Raw genomic sequence first — 21,075 nt, forward strand, 5'->3', positions numbered from 1 at the left:
GTCTTACAGATAATATAATTAGTTATCATCAGGTCTTGCAGAAATATGGATGGGGCGATTATGGAGACTTCACTACAAAATTCCACCACACTGAAAATGAAAACTGGCAACCTTGTCAAAAGAAATCTCTCCGATCGCTTAAAGCGGTCGGAGAGTTTAAAGGGAACCTTGACAAGGTTTTCTTTACTCCTTCTTCTCTTTACCTTCTTTTCCCAGGTTGCACTCAGCCAAATAAATTGGCAACAAACGAATGGGCCATATGGAGGAATTGTTAGAGCTCTAGCTGTCAGCGGTTCAAATCTATTTGCCGGAACTGAGGGAGGTGGTGTATTTCTTTCTACTGATAACGGAACAAGCTGGAGTGCCGTAAATACGGGATTGACATCTATGTATATTTATGATCTTGCTATCAGTGGGATGAATCTTTTTGCTGCGACTGACGGCGGTGTTTTTCTTTCTACCAACAATGGTACAAACTGGAATTATTACAATACAGGATTGCCGAATACTTTAGTTTTTTCTTTTGCTATTAGCGGGACGAATATCTTTGCTGGAACTTTGAATGGGGTGTTTCTTTCTACAAATAACGGATTAATCTGGAGCGAAGTTAATAACGGATTAACAGATAAGTATGTTAATGATATTGTCATCACCGGTACAAATATTTTTGCTGGGACTAATAATGGTGGCATTTTTCTTTCAACAAATAATGGGGCAAGCTGGACTGCAGTGAATTCAGGATTATCAATCTTACCAGGTACAGGGGTTTATGCTCTTGTTGCAAGTGGTTCAAATATTTTTGCAGGAACCTGGTCTGGTGTATTTCTATCTACTAACAATGGTGCAAGCTGGAGTGCGGTTAATACCGGATTAACTTCTACAATAATCAAAGCTCTTGCCATGAGTGGTACTAATCTATTTGCAGGAACTACTGAAGGCGGAGTATTTCTTTCCACAAACAACGGTGCAACATGGAGTACTGCTAGTAGTGGAATGTCGAATACTACTGTCATTTGTCTTGCTGTCAATCCTGCTTCCGGTGGGAGTTTATTTGCCGGAACATTAGGAAGTGGAGTGTTCCTTTCGACTAATAATGGTGGAACCTGGAATGCCATAAATGGTGGTTTGAATGCCTATAAGGTTACTGCTCTTTTAGTTAAACCTGCCGAAAACGGCGTAGGGAATCCTTATCTCTTTGCAGGAACTGAATATGGTGGTGTATTTTTATCTACCGATAAAGGATCAAATTGGACTGAGGTTAATTCTGGATTATCTGGTCTAGCAAATAGTCAGATTTTATCTCTTGCAATTAGCGGCGAGTATATTTTAGCTGGGACAAGTGGTGGCCTGTTTTTATCAACAAACAATGGCTCAAATTGGATAGCTATAAAATCAGGAATACCTGGCATACCCATTAATACTCTTTATGCGAATGGTGCAAATGTCTTTGCCGGAACAGGTGCCAATGGTGCATTTCGTTCAACCAATAACGGTTTGAGCTGGAGTGCGATTAATATAGGAACTTCAAATTTGCTGGTTTACGATTTTATTGTTAGTGGGACGAATCTATTTGCTGGAACTTGGGAAGGGATATTTATTTCTACGGATAATGGTACAAGTTGGAGTGGGGCCAATTCTGGACTAACAAATACTCAAGTTAGATGTTTTGCTACTATCGGTACAAATCTATTTGCTGGTACTAATGCAGGCGGTGTATTTCTTTCAACCAACAACGGTTTAAACTGGAATGCTACCGGTTCTGCATTAAACGCAATTCCCATTGAATCTCTTTTTGCTGATGGAACGAATCTCTTTGCAGGAACTGTAAGTTCAGGGATTTATCTATCTTCAAACAATGGTTCAAGCTGGGCTGCGGTTAATACTGGAATGGCAAGTAAATTAATTCTTGCTTTTGCAACTATTGAACATGGTCTTTATGCTGGAACTGTTAATGGTTTATTTGTTTCTGCCTTGCCTGGGCCATATCCTCTCACCATCACATCCTTCACTCCAACCTCCGGTCCCATTGGTACAACAGTAACTATCACAGGCACAAACTTTAATACAACAGCCTCGAATAATATTGTTTATTTTGGTGCGGTGAAAGCGACGGTGACAGCAGCCACTTCGACTTCGCTCAGTGTAATAGTACCAACAGGTGCAACGTACGCACCAATCACCGTAACAGATACGACAACACATTTGCTGGTAGTGTCACGCATACCGTTCACGCCGACATTTACAGGGTCTCCAACGATCGATGCGAACTCATTTGCCGCAAAGGTGGATTTTGCCACAGGGGCAAATCCGCACCATGTCTCTGTTAGTGATGTGGATGGAGATGGGAAACCCGATATCATCCTTACCAATTATGATGGTAACACGATATCGGTGCTGCGCAATACGAGCACATCCGGCACGGTCTCCTTTGCAGCAAAAGTGGATTACGCGACAGGGATAAGTCCGTATGAAGTATCTATCGGGGATGTGGATGGAGACGGAAAACCCGATATTATCGTCACAAATTGGGCCAGCAATACCGTATCGGTACTGCGTAATACGTGCACAAGCGGCACTATCTCCTTTGCAGCAAAAGTGGATTTTGCCACGGGCTCCGCACCCCGGGGAGTATCTATCGGGGATGTGGATAAAGACGGAAAACTCGATATCATCGCGACAAATTGGTCCGGGAATACCGTATCGGTTCTGCGCAATACATGCACCAGCGGTACCGTCTCTTTTGCGACCAAAGTGGACTTTGCCACAGGGGCAGCTCCTCTGGGTGTATCCATGGGGGATGTGGATGGAGACGGGAATCCGGACATCGTGATCGCAAATGGTAGCAGTAATACAGTATCCGTACTGCGCAATTCAAGCACAAACGGCGCGGTTTCCTTTGCCGCAAAAGTGGATTTTGCCACAGTAACAAATCCGTATGGAATTTCCATCGGGGATGTGGATGGAGATGGAAACCCGGATATCGTGGTTGCAAATTGGACCGTTGCTTCAGTATCGGTCTTGCGCAATACAAGCACAACCGGTTCTATATCCTTTGCGACAAAAGTGGATTTTGCTATAGGGGCAGGTTCGTATGGAGTATCCATCGGTGATATGAATGGAGACGGAAACCCTGATATCGTGGTGACCAATAATACCAGTGCTACCGTATCGGTGCTGCGAAATACAAGCACCACCGGTGCAGTTTCCTTTGCCGCAAAATCGGATTATACCACAGGGTCAGGTGTGTTAGGCGTATCTACCTGCGATATGGATGGAGACGGAAAACCTGATATTGTGGCTGCCAATGGCATCAACAATACCGTATCAGTCCTCCGTAATACTGTCGGCCGTTCGGATGGTCTTGTTGCTTGGTATCCATTTAATGGTAATGCAAACGATGAGAGTGGAAACGGAAACAATGGGACAGTGAATGGAGCGACACTCACAACGGATAGATTGGGAAATTTAAACAATGCTTACTCCTTAAATGGTTCAGGAGATTGGATAGACATAGGGAATACTACTCTCTGTGGAAATTCACATCAACTTACTTTGTCATGTTGGGCAAAATCTCCAAGTCTCGCCTCTGTTGGTGCTGCGCTCATTCAAAGGGCTGATGATCGATATTTAGGTGGCACTGCGACACGTGTATTCAGATTAGAGGTTACACCAACAGGACAGATTGGATTTGGTGTAAATAATATTCCACCTTCAAATGGCGTTGGAGTTCTTTCACAAGCTGGTTCATTTCAGTATGACAATTATTGGCGACATATTGTTGCTACATATGATGATGTTCAAGGTTGCAAAATTTATCTAAATGGGATCAAGATTGTTGACACAATTCTTACGTTCGGAACTGTATCAAATCTGTCTATTCGCACAGCAATTGGGATAAAATATAATAGCATTCCCTCTCAATGGTTCAAAGGTGTGCTAGATGACATCCGCATTTACAACCGCGCGTTGAGTGAAACGGAAATTAATTCGCTTTATCATGAAGGTGGATGGACAAGCAACACCGCTCCCGCTATTCCTCAAAACCTCACCGCTATCGCCGGCAACGGCCAGGTTACACTCAAATGGAGCAAGAACACAGAGAGCGACTTCCTGAGATATCGCATTTATCGAGGTACCTCGTCTGGTCCGACAATTGTGTCGGACTCTACAACAGCGGGCATCTCAGATACCTCAAAGGTCATAACCGGATTGACGAATGGAACGATGTATTATTTCCGCATCACGGCTGTGGATAGTGCAAGGTTGGAGAGTGCGTACAGCAACGAAGTAAATACAACGCCATCAGTGCTCAACGCACAACGAGAATATAATCCCGATGCTAACACAGTTCTCTTAATGCACATGGATGAAGCTGCAGGGAGTAGTGTGTCCGATGCAAGCAGTTTTGGTAACAACGGAACAGCAAGTGCAGGTGCAAAGATCACTGAATCCGGCCGCTTCGGAGGAGCACGCTCTTTCGATGGTTCTCAAAATGCCCAGATAGAAATCATGAATTTTAAAAACCTGACATTCGGTACACAGGATTTTACAGCTGAAGTGTGGATTAATACCACATCAACCAATTTTTCACAACCTTATATTGAACATGGATGGGGTCCAGTAAAATATTGGCGGCTTGGAATTGCAGATGGATTTCCTATTTTCACTATGAGCAATAGCGGGAATGGTATTTCATTAAGCAGTTTCGTAAAACTTAATGATGGCCGCTGGCATCATCTGGCGGTGGTGAAAAAAGAAGGTGTCGCATACCTGTATGCAGATGGAATGCTGCAAGCTCAAAATGATATTTCTTCATTTGGTAATATAGATTCTCTTGGCGGATCATTCTTAATAGGCGAAAGTGCATTCTCGGTAAACACTATCCTGGATGAAGTAAGAATCTCGAAAATTGCCCGCTCACCGAAGGAGTTTGATATTCAGCTCCCGCCGGTCAATCTCGCTATAACAGTTAATGGAACAACTGCCAGCCTGAATTGGCAAAATGGCGGCGGTGCGCTACCACTCATGCGGTACAAAATTTATCGCGGGGCTGACTCTACAAATGTAGCACTTGTCGATTCGACGACTTCTACATCTCGTACTCAGTCCGGTCTGGTGACCGGACTCTACTATTATCGCGTGAGCGCAGTGGACTCGACAGGATTTGAAGGAGCGAAGAGTTTTGCCGTGAAGGCGACAATAAGTGGAGCATCATCGCCACCAATCATTATCGGATACTCTCCGGGGTGTAATAGGATTGATGTTTTAAAGAATGCAACCATCGCTGTCACATTTGATAAAGATATTGATCAGGCTACGATTTCCTCATCCTCAATTTGTATCAATGGAACACAAAGTGGTAAGCATATATTTACTCAGAATTATAATAGCTCGACAAAAACCCTTACCCTTTATCCGGACGTACAATTCAGAGTGGGCGAAATCATTACGGTAACGGCGACACGTAGAATTAAAAATCTATCAGGTGATTCATTTGCTCATGCATTGACATGGAGCTTTACGATAAAAACAAATACAGCCAGTGGAATATTTACCCAGACTTCTACACCAGGAGTAGGGAATGATCCACAATCGGTCGTTGCAGGAGATTTTGATAGGGATGGAGATATCGATCTTGCGGTTGCGAATAATACTTCTAACACAGTTTCTATCCTCTTGAACAATGGTAGCGGAACGTTCATACAGAGTTCCACACCGGCAGTCGGATACACTCCGAACTCAATCACAGCGGGAGATTTTGATGGAGATGGAGATCTCGATCTTGCGGTTGTGAATAATGTTTCCGGTACAATTTCAATTCTGTTAAATAATGGCAGTGGAATCTTTACAAAAAGTTCTACGGTGAGTGTGGGAAGTGATCCGAAATCAGTCACCGCAGGAGATTTTGATGGAGATGGAGATATCGATCTTGCAGTGGCGAATTACTCTTCCAATTCAGTCTCGATCCTTTTGAACAATGGCAGTGGAATATTCACACAAACATCTACACCGGCAGTAGGTAATAATCCACAATCAGTCACTGCAGGAGATTTTGATGGAGATGGAGATATCGATCTTGCGGTGGCGAATAGTAACTCCAATACAGTTTCAATCCTATTGAACAATGGCAGCGGAACATTCACACAAAGTTCCACGACGGGTGTGGGACCCGTTCCCTGGTCAATCACTTCAGGAGATTTTAACGGAGATGGATATCTCGATCTGGCAGTAACGAATGATGGTAACCCTAATACTGTTTCGATCCTCTTGAATAATGGCAGCGGAACCTTTATACTGAGTTCCTCGCTGAGTGTGGGCGGAACTCCGCGTTCAATTACTGCAAGTGATCTTGACGGAGATGGAGATATCGATCTTGCAGTAGCTTGTAATTATGGTTCGAATATAGCTGCAATATTTATTAACAATGGCAGCGGAACATTCACACAGAGCTTCAGGCCGGGAGTGGGGGGAAGTACACCCTGTTCAATTACTGCAGTAGATTTTGATGGAAATGGAACTATCGATCTTGCATCGGTGAATAGTATTTCAAATACAGTAATAATTTTGTCAAATGGCTCTATAACACCGACGACATTGCTTGGTGAGTACGCTACCGATGCCAACACAGTTCTCCTCATGCACATGGATGAAGCGGCAGGGAGCACTGTTTACGATGCGAGCACCAATGCAAACAACGGGATGGCAACGGGAACATCGGTAGTCGAGGGAAGATTTGGGAAGGCACGGTATTTTGACGGCGGAGCAAATTATATTGATGTGCCCAATAGTGCGACCATTGATTTTCCATCGGGCGCCTTCACTTGCGAGATGTGGCTAAATGTTGCGACTGCGACAAGTCGTACATTTTTAAGAAAACACGGAGGCGAAGGATACATGTTTTATATGGATTACTCCGGTAGAGTTTATGCCCAGATAAACGCTACGACAGGCATGGTACAATTGGTTTCAAGCTCTTCAGTCGCGGACGGAAAATGGCATCACATATCAGCGGTTAAAACACTTACAGGAGGGAAGTTATATGTTGACGGTATCCTCGTATCAATCCTGGCGGCAAATCTGAGTAATGCATCCAACACACAATCATTAACTTTCGGCTCTGTACCTGATAATCAGGGATTCTTGGGAGCTATTGATGAAATACGGATTTCAAATAAGGAGCGGATGCCGCAGGAATTCAACCTTCAACTTCCACCAAAAAACCTTGTTGCAAATGCAAGCGGTGCAACGGTTAATCTCTCCTGGCAAAACGGCGGTGGAGCTGTGCCGTTAATGAGGTACAAAATTTATCGTGGCGCTGACTCTACGAACTTATCAGTCATAGACTCAACTGCTCAACTGCTTTATACAAATTCATCACTCGTCGTTGGTAACTCATATTACTATCGTGTATCCGCCGTTGACTCGACCGGATTTGAAGGAGCAAAGAGCTTTGCAGTGAAGGCGACAATAAGCGGAGTGGTATTACCTCCCACCATCACCTCCTTCACTCCAACCTCTGGTCCCATTGGCACAACGGTAACAATTACCGGCACAAACTTTAACACAACAGCCGCTAATAACATAGTCTATTTTGGCGCAGTGAAAGCGACGGTGACAGCAGTAACGAGTACCGAGTTACGAGTAACGGTCCCTACTGGCGCAACTTATGAACCGATTACGGTGACAGATTTAACAAATGGATTGATTGCATGCTCGACCAATCCATTCATTGTTACTTTCTCCAGCGGTGGTAACATTACAAGTTCGTCATTTGCTGCAAAAGTGGATTTTGCAACAGGCAGCGGTCCTCATGATGTAAAAATATATGATTTGGATGGTGACGGTAAGCCTGATATATCAGTAGTGAATTGGAACGACAATACATTTTCCTTGTATAGGAATACAAGTGTTAGTGGCAGCGTAACGACCAGCTCATTTGCCAACAGAGTAGATTTTTTAATGGGTAATACAGTAGGTGATGGTGTCTCTTGTGACGCTGGGATAGGTGATTTAGATGGAGACGGCAAGCCTGATCTATCGGTAACGAATGTCCAAGGCAATGTAGTTTCAGTGTTTCGAAATATAAGCACTATCGGTAGCATAGGAAACAATTCTTTCGCAAACAAGGTGGATTTCGCAACAGACATTAATCCCGGAACAGTTACTATAGGAGATTTGGATGGAGATGGCAAGCCGGATCTGGTAGTAACAAATTGGTCCAGCAATACGATTTCTATACTTAAGAATACGAGTACAAAAGGCGGTGTTTCGTTTGCACCAAAAGTGAGTTTAAGTACTGGTATTAATCCATGGAGTGTTAAAATATGCGACTTGGATGGAGACGGAAGACCAGATTTAATTGTAACGAATAACGGCAGCAATACAATTTCAGTATTTCGAAACATAAGTGTTAACGGTAGCATTACAAATAGTTCATTTGCCGCCAAAGTAGATTTTTTAACTGGTAATATGCCTGGTGGATTTTCGATAGGTGATTTAGATGGAGACGGTAAACCTGATCTAGCTTTGGTGAATAAGAATGACAGTACTGTTTCAGTGTTTCGCAATACAAGTTCAAACGGTAACATCTCATTTGCACCAAGAATTGATTATGCAGCAAGTAATAGTCCTAGAATCGTTGTTATCGGTGATTTGGATGGAGATGGCAAACTTGATCTAGCAGTGGCGAATAGTGGAAGCAATACAATTTCCATATATCGGAATATGAGCACAAACGGTAACATTTCGTTTGCACCTAAAGTAGATTTTGCAGCTGGTGGAAATCCTGAGCGAGTTGTGATAGGTGATGTGGATGGAGATGGCAAACCTGATCTTGTTGTATCAAATCCTGGTGACAACACGCTTTCTATATTGCGGAATACGATTGGTATTGGAACTCCACCGCCAATACCAACGGGATTATGGGTAGATGATGATCAGCCAACAAGTTTCATGGTACATTGGAATTCAGCCAGCGGAGCTACAGGATATAGATTAGATGTTGCAACTAACATTGGATTCACAACATTTGTTACCGGTTTTAATAATAGAGATATAGGAAATGATACAAGTTATTCAATTACAGGATTAAGTGCTAATACACTGTATTACTATCGGGTCAGAGCATATAATACAGGAGGCACAAGCGCGAGCTCAAATATTTCAAGTGTATTAACAGCGTTATATGCACCAACAGCAACAGCAGCAACAAATGTGTTGCAGACAAGCTTTACAGCAAATTGGATATCAGTTGCTGGAGCTACCTGGTATGGCTTATATGTAGCGACTGATAATAATTATTCAATTTTTTTCAGTGATTATAATGAAAAAAATATTGGAAACGTGGTGACATATGTAGTAACCGGATTAAATGCAGGTACAACATATTATTATCGGGTTGTGGCTCATTTTAATGGTGGATCAAGCCCTGTCTCGAACAGTATTACTGTAACTACCTCATCAGGAGGAACAGCACCAAATGCACCAACGGCGACTTTAGCAACTACTATCCAGCAAACAAGTTTTGCTGCAAATTGGAATTCTGTAACCAGTGCAACAGGGTATCGATTGGATGTAGCAACAAACAGTGAATTCACAGCTTTTGTTACTGGTTTTAATGATAGAGATGTAGCAAATGTAACAGCTTGCAGTGTGACAGGATTGATTGAGGGTACAACATATTACTATCGGGTTCGGGCATATAATACTGGAGGAACAAGCGTAAGTTCGAATGTCATCACGGTAACAACATCTCCAGCTCCACCTGCAGCCCCAACTGCAATGAGCGCAACGAATGTGGTGCAGACAAGCATCACAGCAAATTGGAATGCGATCACCGGAGCGACAGGATACCGATTTGATGTAGCAACAGATAATTTGTTTACAGCATTCGTTGCCGGATTTAATGATAAAGATGCAGCAAACGTGACGAGTTATAGTATTACGGGATTGAATGCAAATACAACATATTACTATCGAGTGCGTGCGTATAATGCTAGTGGAACAAGTGCAAGCTCGAATATCATCACAGTAACAACATTACAAAATGCACCTTCAGCACCATCGAACCTGACAGCGAGTGCAACTTCCGGTTCACAAATCGACTTGTCATGGACGGATGCTTCGAACAACGAGGATGGATTTAAAGTTGAAAGAAAATTAGGTGCAGGCGGATCATACGCGCTCATCGCCACGCTCGGTGCGAACGTGCAAAGTTATTCCAGCACTGGATTAGCGGAAATGACGACCTACTATTATAGAGTATATGCATATAACACAGGCGGCAATTCTGGATATTCAAACGAGGCAAATGCGGTAACAAAAGATGTAACTCCGCCTTCTGCACCTACAGCAGTGCAAATTGCGCCTTCTGGTTGGACGAATCAAAATACATTCAATATCACTTGGACTAATCCGAGCGATCCGTCTGGAATTGCTAAACTCTGGTATATCATTGATACGATTCCCACAACCAGTTCCCCTGGCAAAGCAGTCGTTACATCAACACAGACGCTTCAAATAAATATCTCATCGGCGGGAACACATCAAATCTATTTATATCTGGAAGATGGTACTGGAAATAAAGATCCAAATAATCGTGCTAAGATAGCTGCGAAGTATGATGATGTTGCTCCGGTAATTCAACACGATAGCACAGCAGTAGCAAATTTTGAAACAGCCTCGCCGCAAGCAATAATTATCCAGGCAACAGCAGCAGATGGCGTGTCAGGTCAGAAATCATTGCAGCTATTGTACCGCAGAGCTGGTGTAAGCTGGAGTACTGCGCAGTCTGCAAATTATCCAAGTGTGAGTGGCGGTACGTTAAATATTCCAGCCTCGTTTATTTCATCAAACTCTCTCTTTGGGGTTGACTATAGAATCGTTGCGACAGACAGTGCCGACAATGTTGCTTATACACCTACACATTCGTTAGTCATTCATTACAGCACAACCGTAACGCGCTCAGATCAAAGTGGAAATCCAGTAGCTCAAGCCAGTGCTGGTAGTCTGCCAAGCGGAGCACCAACAGAGTATGCTTACCGTATGTTTTCTGTCCCATTGATATTGGACAACAAGACACCGCAGGATCTGCTGGAAAATCGAAGCGGATTAGGATCGTATGATGAAAAGAAATGGCGCTTTTTCAGGCTTAATGCCAATGACCAGTTCGAGGAGTACTCGACATTTGCAACCCAGCAAACTATAGATCCTGGCAAAGCATTCTTCTTGATTTTGAAGGATGCAATTACCATAAAGAGCGGCCCTGGCACAGTGCCTAAGTCGGAGGATATCAATAAGAATGGTATTGCGCTCAAAGCTGGTTACAATGCAATTGGTAATCCCTTTAACTTTGATGTACCGATTGACAGTTTGATTCTGGCAACTGGAGAACTGCTGAAAAATAAGACTGTTTGGGCATACGTCGGAGTAGGAGGTACTAATGGCGGATGGAAGCTGAGTCCGACGACTCTGAAAGCCTGGGAAGGAATAGTTGCAAATATCGGGAACAGTGGACCGACAATACTGCGATTCAATGTTGCTGACCGTCCTCACACGGTTGTGCGCCCGCCAAATGCTTCGATATTTAAGAAAGAATTGGCAGGAACAACAACAAAAGAAAATAGTTGGAGTTTGCGCATCCGGGCTGAACGTGAAGATAATAAGATCGACGACATTGAAAATATTATCGGTGTCGATCCCAATGCGGATGACGATATCGATACACTTGATGTCTTTGAACCGCCTCTCTTAGGCGATAAATCTATCAGCCTATCGTTCAATTCAAAAGAAGGTGCACTGACACATGATTATCGATCACCTGGTGCTGAGGGATATGTATGGGACTTCAAGTTACTAACTCCAGATGAGAATGCTAAAACTGTACTCACATTCGATGGAATCGAATCATTGCACATGGATCGATATCTGATTGATGTGGAGTCGAAGATGGTGCACCGTCTCATCGAGAAGCAACAACTGATGATGAATACGGGAAAAGGGACGAAGAACTTCCGGTTGATCATAGGCTCGAAGTCGTTTGCTGAGGCGAACAGTATGGGGATTGATCTGTTCCCGAAGGAATATGTATTATATCAAAACTATCCCAATCCATTCAATCCGAGCACGATGATCCGATTCAGCTTGCCCGCGAGGTCACATGTGAAACTGATGATCTATGATCTCCTCGGCCGTGGAGTCGTAACGGTGGTTGATCGAGAGATGAGCGAAGGATATCAGGAGGTTGAGTGGAGGGCGAGCGTGAGCACAGGTATATATTTCTATCGTCTTGAGACCTTCTCAGTCGATGATCCTGGAAGACGATTTGCAGATGTGAAGAAGATGGTACTCATGAAATAAAATGATCAGATGAGTGATCAAAGCGTCAAGGGTAACTTAAACGTTTTTCTGATCATCTTCGCTTAAAATTTGGCACAGGGTCGATCTGAAAATCCATGTGCCCGGGGGGTTCCCCGCCTGACCGCCTGCATTCAGGCCGGCAGGAATTCCCTCCCTATCCACTTCCAAAATTACTAAACTTAGCGATCCCGCGAAGCGGGAGAAGCTAAGTTTACTGTAATTTTGAGAATCCCGCAAAGACGAAGTCGATGCGGGATTTTAATACATGTCTCATTCTGAAGAAAGTTGATCATAAAATCAACTAAGTTAATTTGACGCTGCACATCGAATCTCAAGAGGTGTTTCATTCCAATAATTTTATTATTATCTATATCAATGGGTTCAATGACTATTTCACTCTAGCTGGACATACCATTTATGAAAAATAAACTATCTGTATTCTTTTTACTATTTTCTTTTCTGAATACCATATCAGTAAACGCGCAACTCAGAAAAGTAATAGACATCAACCAAGATTGGAAATTCAAAAAAGAAAATGTCGACGGAGCTCAGGATATCTCTTATGACGATAGTGAGTGGGAAACTGTGAGGTTGCCTCACACATGGAACAATTTGGATGGTCAGGACGGAGGCAATAATTATTACCGTGGTATAGGATGGTACCGGAAATCTATGAGCATTGCTTCGGACTTTTCTGGAAAAAAGGTGTACCTGAAATTTAATTCAGCAAACTGCAAAACTGATGTACACATAAATGGTGTACTCGTTGGTTCACACATCGGCAGTTATGCGGCATTTATTTTTGATATTACAAAGTACATTTCGTTTGGTAAGCTCAATACAATTGCTGTAAAAGTAGATAATTCGGCCACGGTTTTAGTGCCCCCGCTTTCGGCTGATTTTACCTTTTTTGGCGGGATTACACGCACCGTTGAGTTACTGGTTCTTAACCCTGTTAATATTTCTCCTTTACTTTCAGCTTCGTCTGGAGTGTTTTTAACTCAAAGTAAAATAAGCAATGCCAGCGCAAATATTAAAATATCTACTATGGTCGATAATAATTTATCGAAAACGTCAAATGTTAAAGTTACTGCGAAAATAATTACGCGCGAGGGAAGTGTTCTCGATTCCACATATACTATCGTGAAGATTGCAGGGAATAGGTCTCAAAATATTGAACAATTATTTTCCATTAAGAATCCACATCTGTGGAATGGCAAAAGTGATCCATATCTTTACACTGTCATCGTTGAGGTCTATAAAAATAAAATAAAAACAGATTCAATGACCCAACCCCTTGGATTGAGATTCTATTCTATTGATGCAAATTCAGGTTTCTATTTGAATGGCAAGAAGTACCCTTTGCACGGTGTTGCGTTTCACGAAGAACGACGTGACAAAGGAAGAGCTATTTCGATGGAAGATCGAAAACAAGACATGGACATACTGAATGAATTAGGATGCACATATTTACGATTGGCACACTATCAACATGACCAATTCATTTATAATTATTGCGATGAAAATGGGATAATAGTATGGACTGAAATCCCGGTTGTTAACAACATTGATACATCAACAACTTTGTACGCTGAAAATGCTAAACAACAATTGACAGAACTTATTAGACAAAATTACAATCATCCTTCGGTATGTTTCTGGGGCCTATTTAATGAAGTTGACTTCAGGCCCGGACCTGATCCGACGCCGTTGATTCGTGAATTGAATAATCTTGCACATACGTTGGATTCGACGCGCTTAACAACTGCAGCGGCGATGTTCGATGACCGGCAAGAACATTGGATTCCTGATGTAATATCTTGGAATAAGTATTTTGGCTGGTATTTCGGAAATTACAAAGATTTTAGTGTTTGGCTTGACTCCATACATGCAAAGCATCCTAACTCAAAGATCGGAGTTAGTGAATACGGTGTTGGAGCAAACACACAAGATCATTCACAAAATCCAAGTCAGCCAAATCCGGGTGGCCCGTTTCATCCAGAAGAATATCAAAACATTTATCATGAAATACATTGGAATGGGATTGAAAAACATCCATTTCTATTTTCCACTTCACTGTGGGTGGGCTTTGATTTTAGTTCAGATGGCAGAAACGAAGGTAAAAATCCCGGCGTCAACGACAAAGGCTTGGTAACGCAAGATAGAAAAATTAAAAAAGATGCTTACTATTTTTATAAAGCAAATTGGAACGATGAACCTATGGTATATATTTCAAGCCGAAGGTTCACACAAAGGCAAGACTCGCTGGTTGAAGTAAAAATATATTCCAATTGTGACTCCGTACAATTACAGGTGAACGACAAGACATATTCTATCCTTATATCTTCTGATCATATTTATAAATGGAATAATGTTACTCTTGATTCTGGAGCCAATAAGATTCTAGCTTTGGGATATAGAAAAGGCCAGATAGTATCTGATACATGCACATGGTACTTTGTTAGAGTTGTATCTAAATAATAATCGTACATGTCCGCTACAATTATTTTTGACAAAAATTAAATTATATTTTAACAGGTGAATTTCTATCCACTTGCGGGCTACCTTTGAAGGAATCGACGCTGGAGATGAAGTAAAATAAAAAACGTATCACAAATCTGTTCTTGATGCAAAGAAAAAAATAATTTATATATTTTCCTGTTAAAAATGCGGTATTGTTCCTTTTGACAACTCCCACAATAATATTATTAAACAATAAAACTTTAATTTGTAGATGGAAAAGTTTATTTTGAAATATTAATAAAGAGAATGCATGATTCATTATAAAAGCGCGTTAGCCTTAATCATTTTATTATTCGTTACTTTGGGATGCAAGAAGGATTCTTCTTCTCCGGTAGATACCGGAAACCCGCCCACCACATACCTTACTAAGAGTCCAAAGCGTGGAATTTGTTTCGGAAATCCATCGCCTCTCACGGCGGATCTAGCCGCCATTTCCGGCAGCGTAAGCTGGTGGTATAACTGGGGAACAATTCCCAATATGACTATGACTGGTATTGACTTTATCCCTATGCTTCGGGGAGGCAACACTAGCCCTGCTAATATAGCGTATGTAGAGAGTTACATTCTTGCTCACCCTGAAGTACATTACCTTCTCGTTGTGAATGAACCCAATTTGATGGATCAGGATAATCTGACTCCTGCACAGGCTGCAACAATCTGGCCAAAGTATGAGCAGGTTATTTCTGATCTTGCCAGCCAAGGGGATACAGTCTATCTGGTCGGACCTCAGATGAATTGGGGCACTATGACTGGTTACTCAAATCCTGTTGTATGGTTAGACTCATTCTACGTTGCTTACAGGGCATCTAATGGAAATAGAGATCCAAAAATTGATTTCCTTGGTTTCCACTGGTATGATTACGGCCTATCCGCACAACTGGATAAACTGCAAAAATACGGCAAGAAAATATGGATCACAGAAATGGCAAATTGGAATTCCCAGATTAATAGCTATGCGAAACAAGCAGTGCAGATGCAGAGTATGGTAAATATCTGCGAAACACGTTCGGATGTTTTCCGGTATGCATGGTTCATTGCAAGAGGAACCGGTACAGATAATCATTATTCGTGGCTGTTTAATAGTTCAGGAAAGTTATCTGATCTTGGTCAACTTTATAACAGCCTCCCATTTGATACATTAAATAGTAACTGATGTTACGCAAAGTCAGTTGATTTATAGCCACGACGTTTACGTCGTGGACGAGTAAAAGGAAGTAGCATCGGCTTTAGCCACATTTCGAACCGTTTTCGGCTGAAGCCCAGATTTTTTAAAAATATTAAAACCACGACCTGAAGGTCGTGGCAATATTTTGTTGCATTCTGCGTAACATCAGATAGTAATTAATATGATGATTTAATTCAAATTATTATCAAGAAGAAATCTGGAAAATGTCAACGGTGCATGTTGGTATAAATGAGCAAAACTAATTAATCATATTTTCATATTGATTGGCATTAGCATGAAATTAATACAAACATTTGGCACAATAATAATTCTTTTTTGTGTGACTATGATGTCGTTAACAGATTTAGCGCAAGCCCAGAATAAACCTACTAAGAGCCCGAAGCGTGGAATATGTTTTGGGAATCCACCTCCTGCCAGTGCGGATTTTACTGCAATTTCCAGCAGCGTGAGCTGGTGGTATAATTGGGGGTCAACTCCTGGCGCTCAAGGAAGCGTTCCTTCTGATTTCTATTCAACCTACGACATAGCATTCATTCCTATGCTTTGGAACCAAAATTTCGATGCTACAGCAATTAAGAATTTCATACTTGCTCACCCTGAGATTCAATATCTCCTTGTTATGAATGAACCAAATTTGACGACTCAGGCAAATCGGACGCCTGCACAAGCTGCGTTAGATTGGCCGAAGTATGAGCAGGCCATTTCTGATCTTGCCGATCAAGGACGCACGGTCTATCTGGTCGGACCTCAGATAACCTATGGCACTATGTCCGGTTATACAACCCCGGTTGCCTGGCTGGACGCATTTTATACCGCTTACCAATCAGCGAACGGAGGGAAGAGTCCGAAAATCGATTACCTCGGTTATCACTGGTATGATTACGGCTTATCCGGGAAATTAGACGAACTGAAAAAGTATGGCAAGAAAATATGGATCACAGAAATGGCTAATTGGCACTCCCAGAAAGACGGTGCTCAGATTGATTCTTATGCAAAACAAAAAGTGCAGATGCAGTCTATGGTAAATACATGTGAAACACGATCGGATGTCTTCCGATATGCATGGTTCATTGGAAGAGGAACCGGTACAGATAATCACTATTCATGGTTGTTTACTAGTACCGGACAATTGTCTGAACTTGGTCAACTTTATTTAAATCTTCCGTTTGATACTTTAAATGGCATGTCTGGTGTGGAGAATGAACCTGTAGCTATTGTAAAGACATTTTGCTTAGAGCAGAATTATCCCAATCCATTTAATCCCGGCACAAACTTTACGTATCGAATGAGTAAAACAGGTTTTGTATCGATCAAGGTTTTCGACCTCCTTGGCCGGGAAGTGGCAACGTTAGTAAATGAAGTCAAGCAGGCTGGCGGTTATTCTATCAAATGGAACGCTTCAGCAATAAATAGCGGCGTCTACTTCTGCAAGATGCAAACAGGACCGTTTGTTGAAACGAAGAAAATAATTCTGATGAAGTAAGTGAAGAAAAATTACAAGAGAAGTATGCTGTAAATAAGATTGGGACTGGTATAATTGAGCTAACTCCAATTTGTATTTTCCCAAAAATTCTAGAATAAGATAATTATAGAGTGTTTTTTAGATGTATATTTATTATTTAAATAATAGTAAATTCATTGTGTTATCTCTATTTTTTAAACTATAAAATTTATCAACGGTTTTACGACTTGATATTGTCGATGTAACATCATAGATTTCAGCTACACAAAAAGATATGAATAGTTATAATGCTTTAAAGAAATAGTTTTTCATAAAATATATCCCTTTCTTCGATAAGGAACTAACATATTGCATCAAGGTCGTCTTATTGAATATAATGATTCAAGATATTATCCATGATAAGGTGCCAAGCTTAAAAGCTCTAAAACGAGTCAATTATCGAACATTTTTAGAGGCATATTTTTTGATAGCTTAATCTAAATACTATCACTTCATTAATAGTGGTTTGATCAAATATAAAAGTGATGTTCCTAAGGAAATAAGAAGCTGAAAAAGTAAATATATAATATCTCAAAAAGGTTGTTTTTCGCGACATTTTTTATATCCACTATTAACAGATCATACGGAGAGACGGAATATAGTAACATCGTAGATATTGAGATGTGCCTATCAGTTTATTTTCTGTAATGTATAACTCCAGTAAATATTGCGGCGGACAAATAGCATATAACAAATATATTTGTTAATAAATTTATTTCACTAATTATCAAACCTATATAAGGAAGGAAAAAGATATGAAAACAGTTTTACAATCGTCCTTCGTAATCGCTTTGTGCGTGATGGCGATGGTAACATTCACCAATGCGCAAACGAACCTGATTACAAACGGTACTTTCGGAACCTCAGATGGTTGGTTAGGACCAATGATTATGTCAGGTTATACAGTTGCTGGTGACTACGATTTTAATTGCACGGCTGATACGCCTAAAACGGGAATACCACCTTGTTTGAGAATATCTTATTCTGACGTTAATGTGCAATCTAACAGTGTAATTTATCAGCCTGTTACTCTTGAAGCTGGAACTGTATACACTTTTGATGCAGATGTCAAAGATCCTGTAACTACATCACTTAATTTTTGGTGTGAATTTTATTTAACACAAACAGAGCCTACAGATGGCGGCGCCGATGTTACTGTAGCAAATGGTGCAACAGCTTTGGGGTATATAAAATTTCACGGCTGGCAGTCTGCTTATCCTGCTAATTATAATGGTCTTTTATCTGCACTTCCTGCACCTTGCAGCGCTGCACCAGATTCAATAAAGGGAACTGGAAGTCAAACTTGGTATTTTGTTGTTAAATCGGGTTGTAATGGCGGAGGAACTTATAACGTCCTTCTTGATAATTTAGTATTGAAGGCAAGAAGTGCTGTTGGTGTGAAGAATGAAGCTGCGTCTGTTGCAAAGACATTTAATTTACAGCAGAATTATCCAAATCCATTTAACCCTAGCACAAAATTTACATACCAAATGAGTAAAGAAGGTTTTGTATCAATCAAGGTCTACGACTTACTTGGCCGCGAAGTGGCAACCTTAGTAAATGAAGTCAAGCAGGCTGGTAGTTATCCTGTCGAATGGAATGCAGCAGCATTAAATAGCGGAGTTTATTTCTGCAAGATGCAAACAGGATCGTTCGCTGCGACAAAGAAAATGATTCTGATGAAGTAAGTGAAATAATTTTCATAGAGAAGATTGTTGTAATAAAGATTGGGGCTGGCTCAATTGAGCTAGCCCCATTTTTTTTTAGCGGCACTAAGATTTCATCTGAACTTGATGAAAACGTACGGTTTTATAAAAGATAGCAATATCTAAGTCATTACTCATGATCTAAAATGTCGCAAACGGGTCTGTCTTATTAAAAATAATAAGATTCATGATATTACGCTTAATAAGCATTCAAGTCTAAAAGTTCTAAAATGAATTAATTTTCAATTATTTATTTTGGCATATTTATTGTTCATTCATAAATTCTTATGACAATTCCGTTTCAATTTATAAAATTCCTCATCAATTATTCGACTTGCCATGATAGTGTAGTGGTAGTAGCATAGATTCCACATTCGCTGGAAGTTGTAAATGTGCTTTAAAGAAATAATACAATAATTCACTACAAACTAATTAACCATATTCTAACATTGGAGGGTAGTAAGATGAGATCAATGAAAACATTTGTCACACTGATGGCCTTGTTTTTTGCGACCATAATGCTGTTTACAGGTTTAGCACAAGCCCAGCAGGTGATTGGTACATTCCCAAAAATGGACGGCGGTTTTGAAGGCCAGAAAGCAGATACTATATGGCGATATACTGGTTTTAAAGATGTGCAAACAACTATTTGGACGGTAAACACTGGCCCGGCGACTGTTTATGCTACTGGTGGCAGATCAGGTCCAAAATATGTGAATTATACTTATACCGCAGCCTCTGGTGGAAGGCCGTTACAGTCACCCACTTGTGACAGCGGGGCGATTATTGCTAACACACTATATACAATACAATATTACTATCGTACCACTAGTGATACTGCCACGGCAGCAGTCATGACAGCTTGTATAGCCTTAAACGGAACAGTAGATGGATTTACAAGAATTCCTGCTTCTGGCGGCTTTTCATTAGCTGGAACTAGTAATGCATGGGTAAAGCACACAGATTCAATAAAAATTATAAGTTCATTACTCCCCAAGTGGGGTTTAGCAGGCGTGCGTGCTGGCGGAGCTATGGGAATCACACTCGACATCGATGACTTTGTCGTATATGCAGGAGGAGTTGATTCAGTTGCACCGGATGCGCCAATATCTCCTACAACACCGTTGATCTCGGGGACACGAATTCAATTGAGTTGGACAGCCCCCTCAACAGGTGTTGATAGTGGCGGTTACATGGTAGTGCGTGGGTTGGCAGATCCATCAACGGTACCGACTGTCAACGGTATATACGCAGTGGGCAACACTATAGCGCCAGGCGAACAAGTGGTTTATCTCGGAACTAGCACATCATTTACAGATGTAGGCTTAAACTGGAACACTCAGTATTATTATCGAATTTATACTGTTGACAAGGCATTTAATTATTCATCGTCTGTGAGTGTAAATGCGACGACTAAAACACTGCCATCAGATGCACTTACAAACGGTAGTTTCGGATCATCTACTGGCTGGACAGCGCTCTTAGATCTGGGCGGCGGTATGCAAGCAACTTTTGATTATAACTATGGTACTGTTCCTACCGATGGAACAGCTCCCGGATTGCGAGTTGTTGGTCCAGTTACTCCTGGCGATTGGTCTGCTCAAGTTAACTCAACGATTTATCAAGCTTTATCACTTAGTGCAGCAAATTCATACCTGCTATCAGGAGTAATTGAAGCAGTTAAAGATAGTAACAGTAATTTCTGGCTTGAGGTTTGGTTGGTTGATGTTGAACCAGCAGCAGGAAAAGATATTACGTTAGCGAATTATCCAAACGCAGTAAATTTGGCAGCATTAAAACAA

Annotated in this window: 6 protein-coding genes; all 6 read left to right on the plus strand. The window is 41.3% G+C overall.

Translation table 11 applies throughout. The features are described 5' to 3' along the window. Positions 1–60: 60 nt before the first annotated feature. Entirely contained in the window at positions 61–12,357 is a 12,297-nt protein-coding gene (locus NTX44_10465) for an FG-GAP-like repeat-containing protein (GenBank protein ID MCX6122023.1), read from the plus strand. A gap of 417 nt (positions 12,358–12,774) precedes the next feature. Next, the gene (locus NTX44_10470; protein ID MCX6122024.1) at positions 12,775–14,838 is read left to right on the plus strand and encodes a hypothetical protein; all 2,064 of its coding nucleotides are present in this window, start codon (positions 12,775–12,777) and stop codon (positions 14,836–14,838) included. 292 nt (positions 14,839–15,130) lie between these two features. Then, positions 15,131–16,033: a glycosyl hydrolase gene (locus tag NTX44_10475; protein ID MCX6122025.1), complete on the plus strand. Its 903-nt coding sequence runs from the start codon at positions 15,131–15,133 to the stop codon at positions 16,031–16,033. Positions 16,034–16,340: 307 nt separating this feature from the next. Continuing rightward, positions 16,341–17,549 carry a glycosyl hydrolase gene (locus NTX44_10480; protein ID MCX6122026.1) on the plus strand — a complete coding sequence of 403 codons (1,209 nt, stop codon included), beginning with the start codon at positions 16,341–16,343 and terminating at the stop codon, positions 17,547–17,549. Between the two features lie 773 nt (positions 17,550–18,322). Further along, the gene (locus NTX44_10485; protein MCX6122027.1) at positions 18,323–19,255 is read left to right on the plus strand and encodes a T9SS type A sorting domain-containing protein; all 933 of its coding nucleotides are present in this window, start codon (positions 18,323–18,325) and stop codon (positions 19,253–19,255) included. Positions 19,256–19,746: 491 nt separating this feature from the next. After that, positions 19,747–21,075, plus strand: a 1,329-nt coding sequence (locus NTX44_10490) for a fibronectin type III domain-containing protein (GenBank protein ID MCX6122028.1), incomplete at its 3' end; no start/stop codon positions are given.

It is taken from the genome of Ignavibacteriales bacterium (assembly GCA_026390575.1).
In the GTDB taxonomy this organism is placed as follows: domain Bacteria; phylum Bacteroidota; class Ignavibacteria; order UBA10030; family UBA10030; genus Fen-1298.

Coding starts and splice junctions, on each gene's coding strand:
- NTX44_10475 (MCX6122025.1), top strand. CDS start 15,131: ATGATTCATTATAAAAGCGCGTTAGCCTTAATCATTTTATTATTCGTT.
- NTX44_10470 (MCX6122024.1), top strand. CDS start 12,775: ATGAAAAATAAACTATCTGTATTCTTTTTACTATTTTCTTTTCTGAAT.
- NTX44_10485 (MCX6122027.1), top strand. CDS start 18,323: ATGAAAACAGTTTTACAATCGTCCTTCGTAATCGCTTTGTGCGTGATG.
- NTX44_10480 (MCX6122026.1), top strand. CDS start 16,341: ATGAAATTAATACAAACATTTGGCACAATAATAATTCTTTTTTGTGTG.
- NTX44_10465 (MCX6122023.1), top strand. CDS start 61: ATGGAGACTTCACTACAAAATTCCACCACACTGAAAATGAAAACTGGC.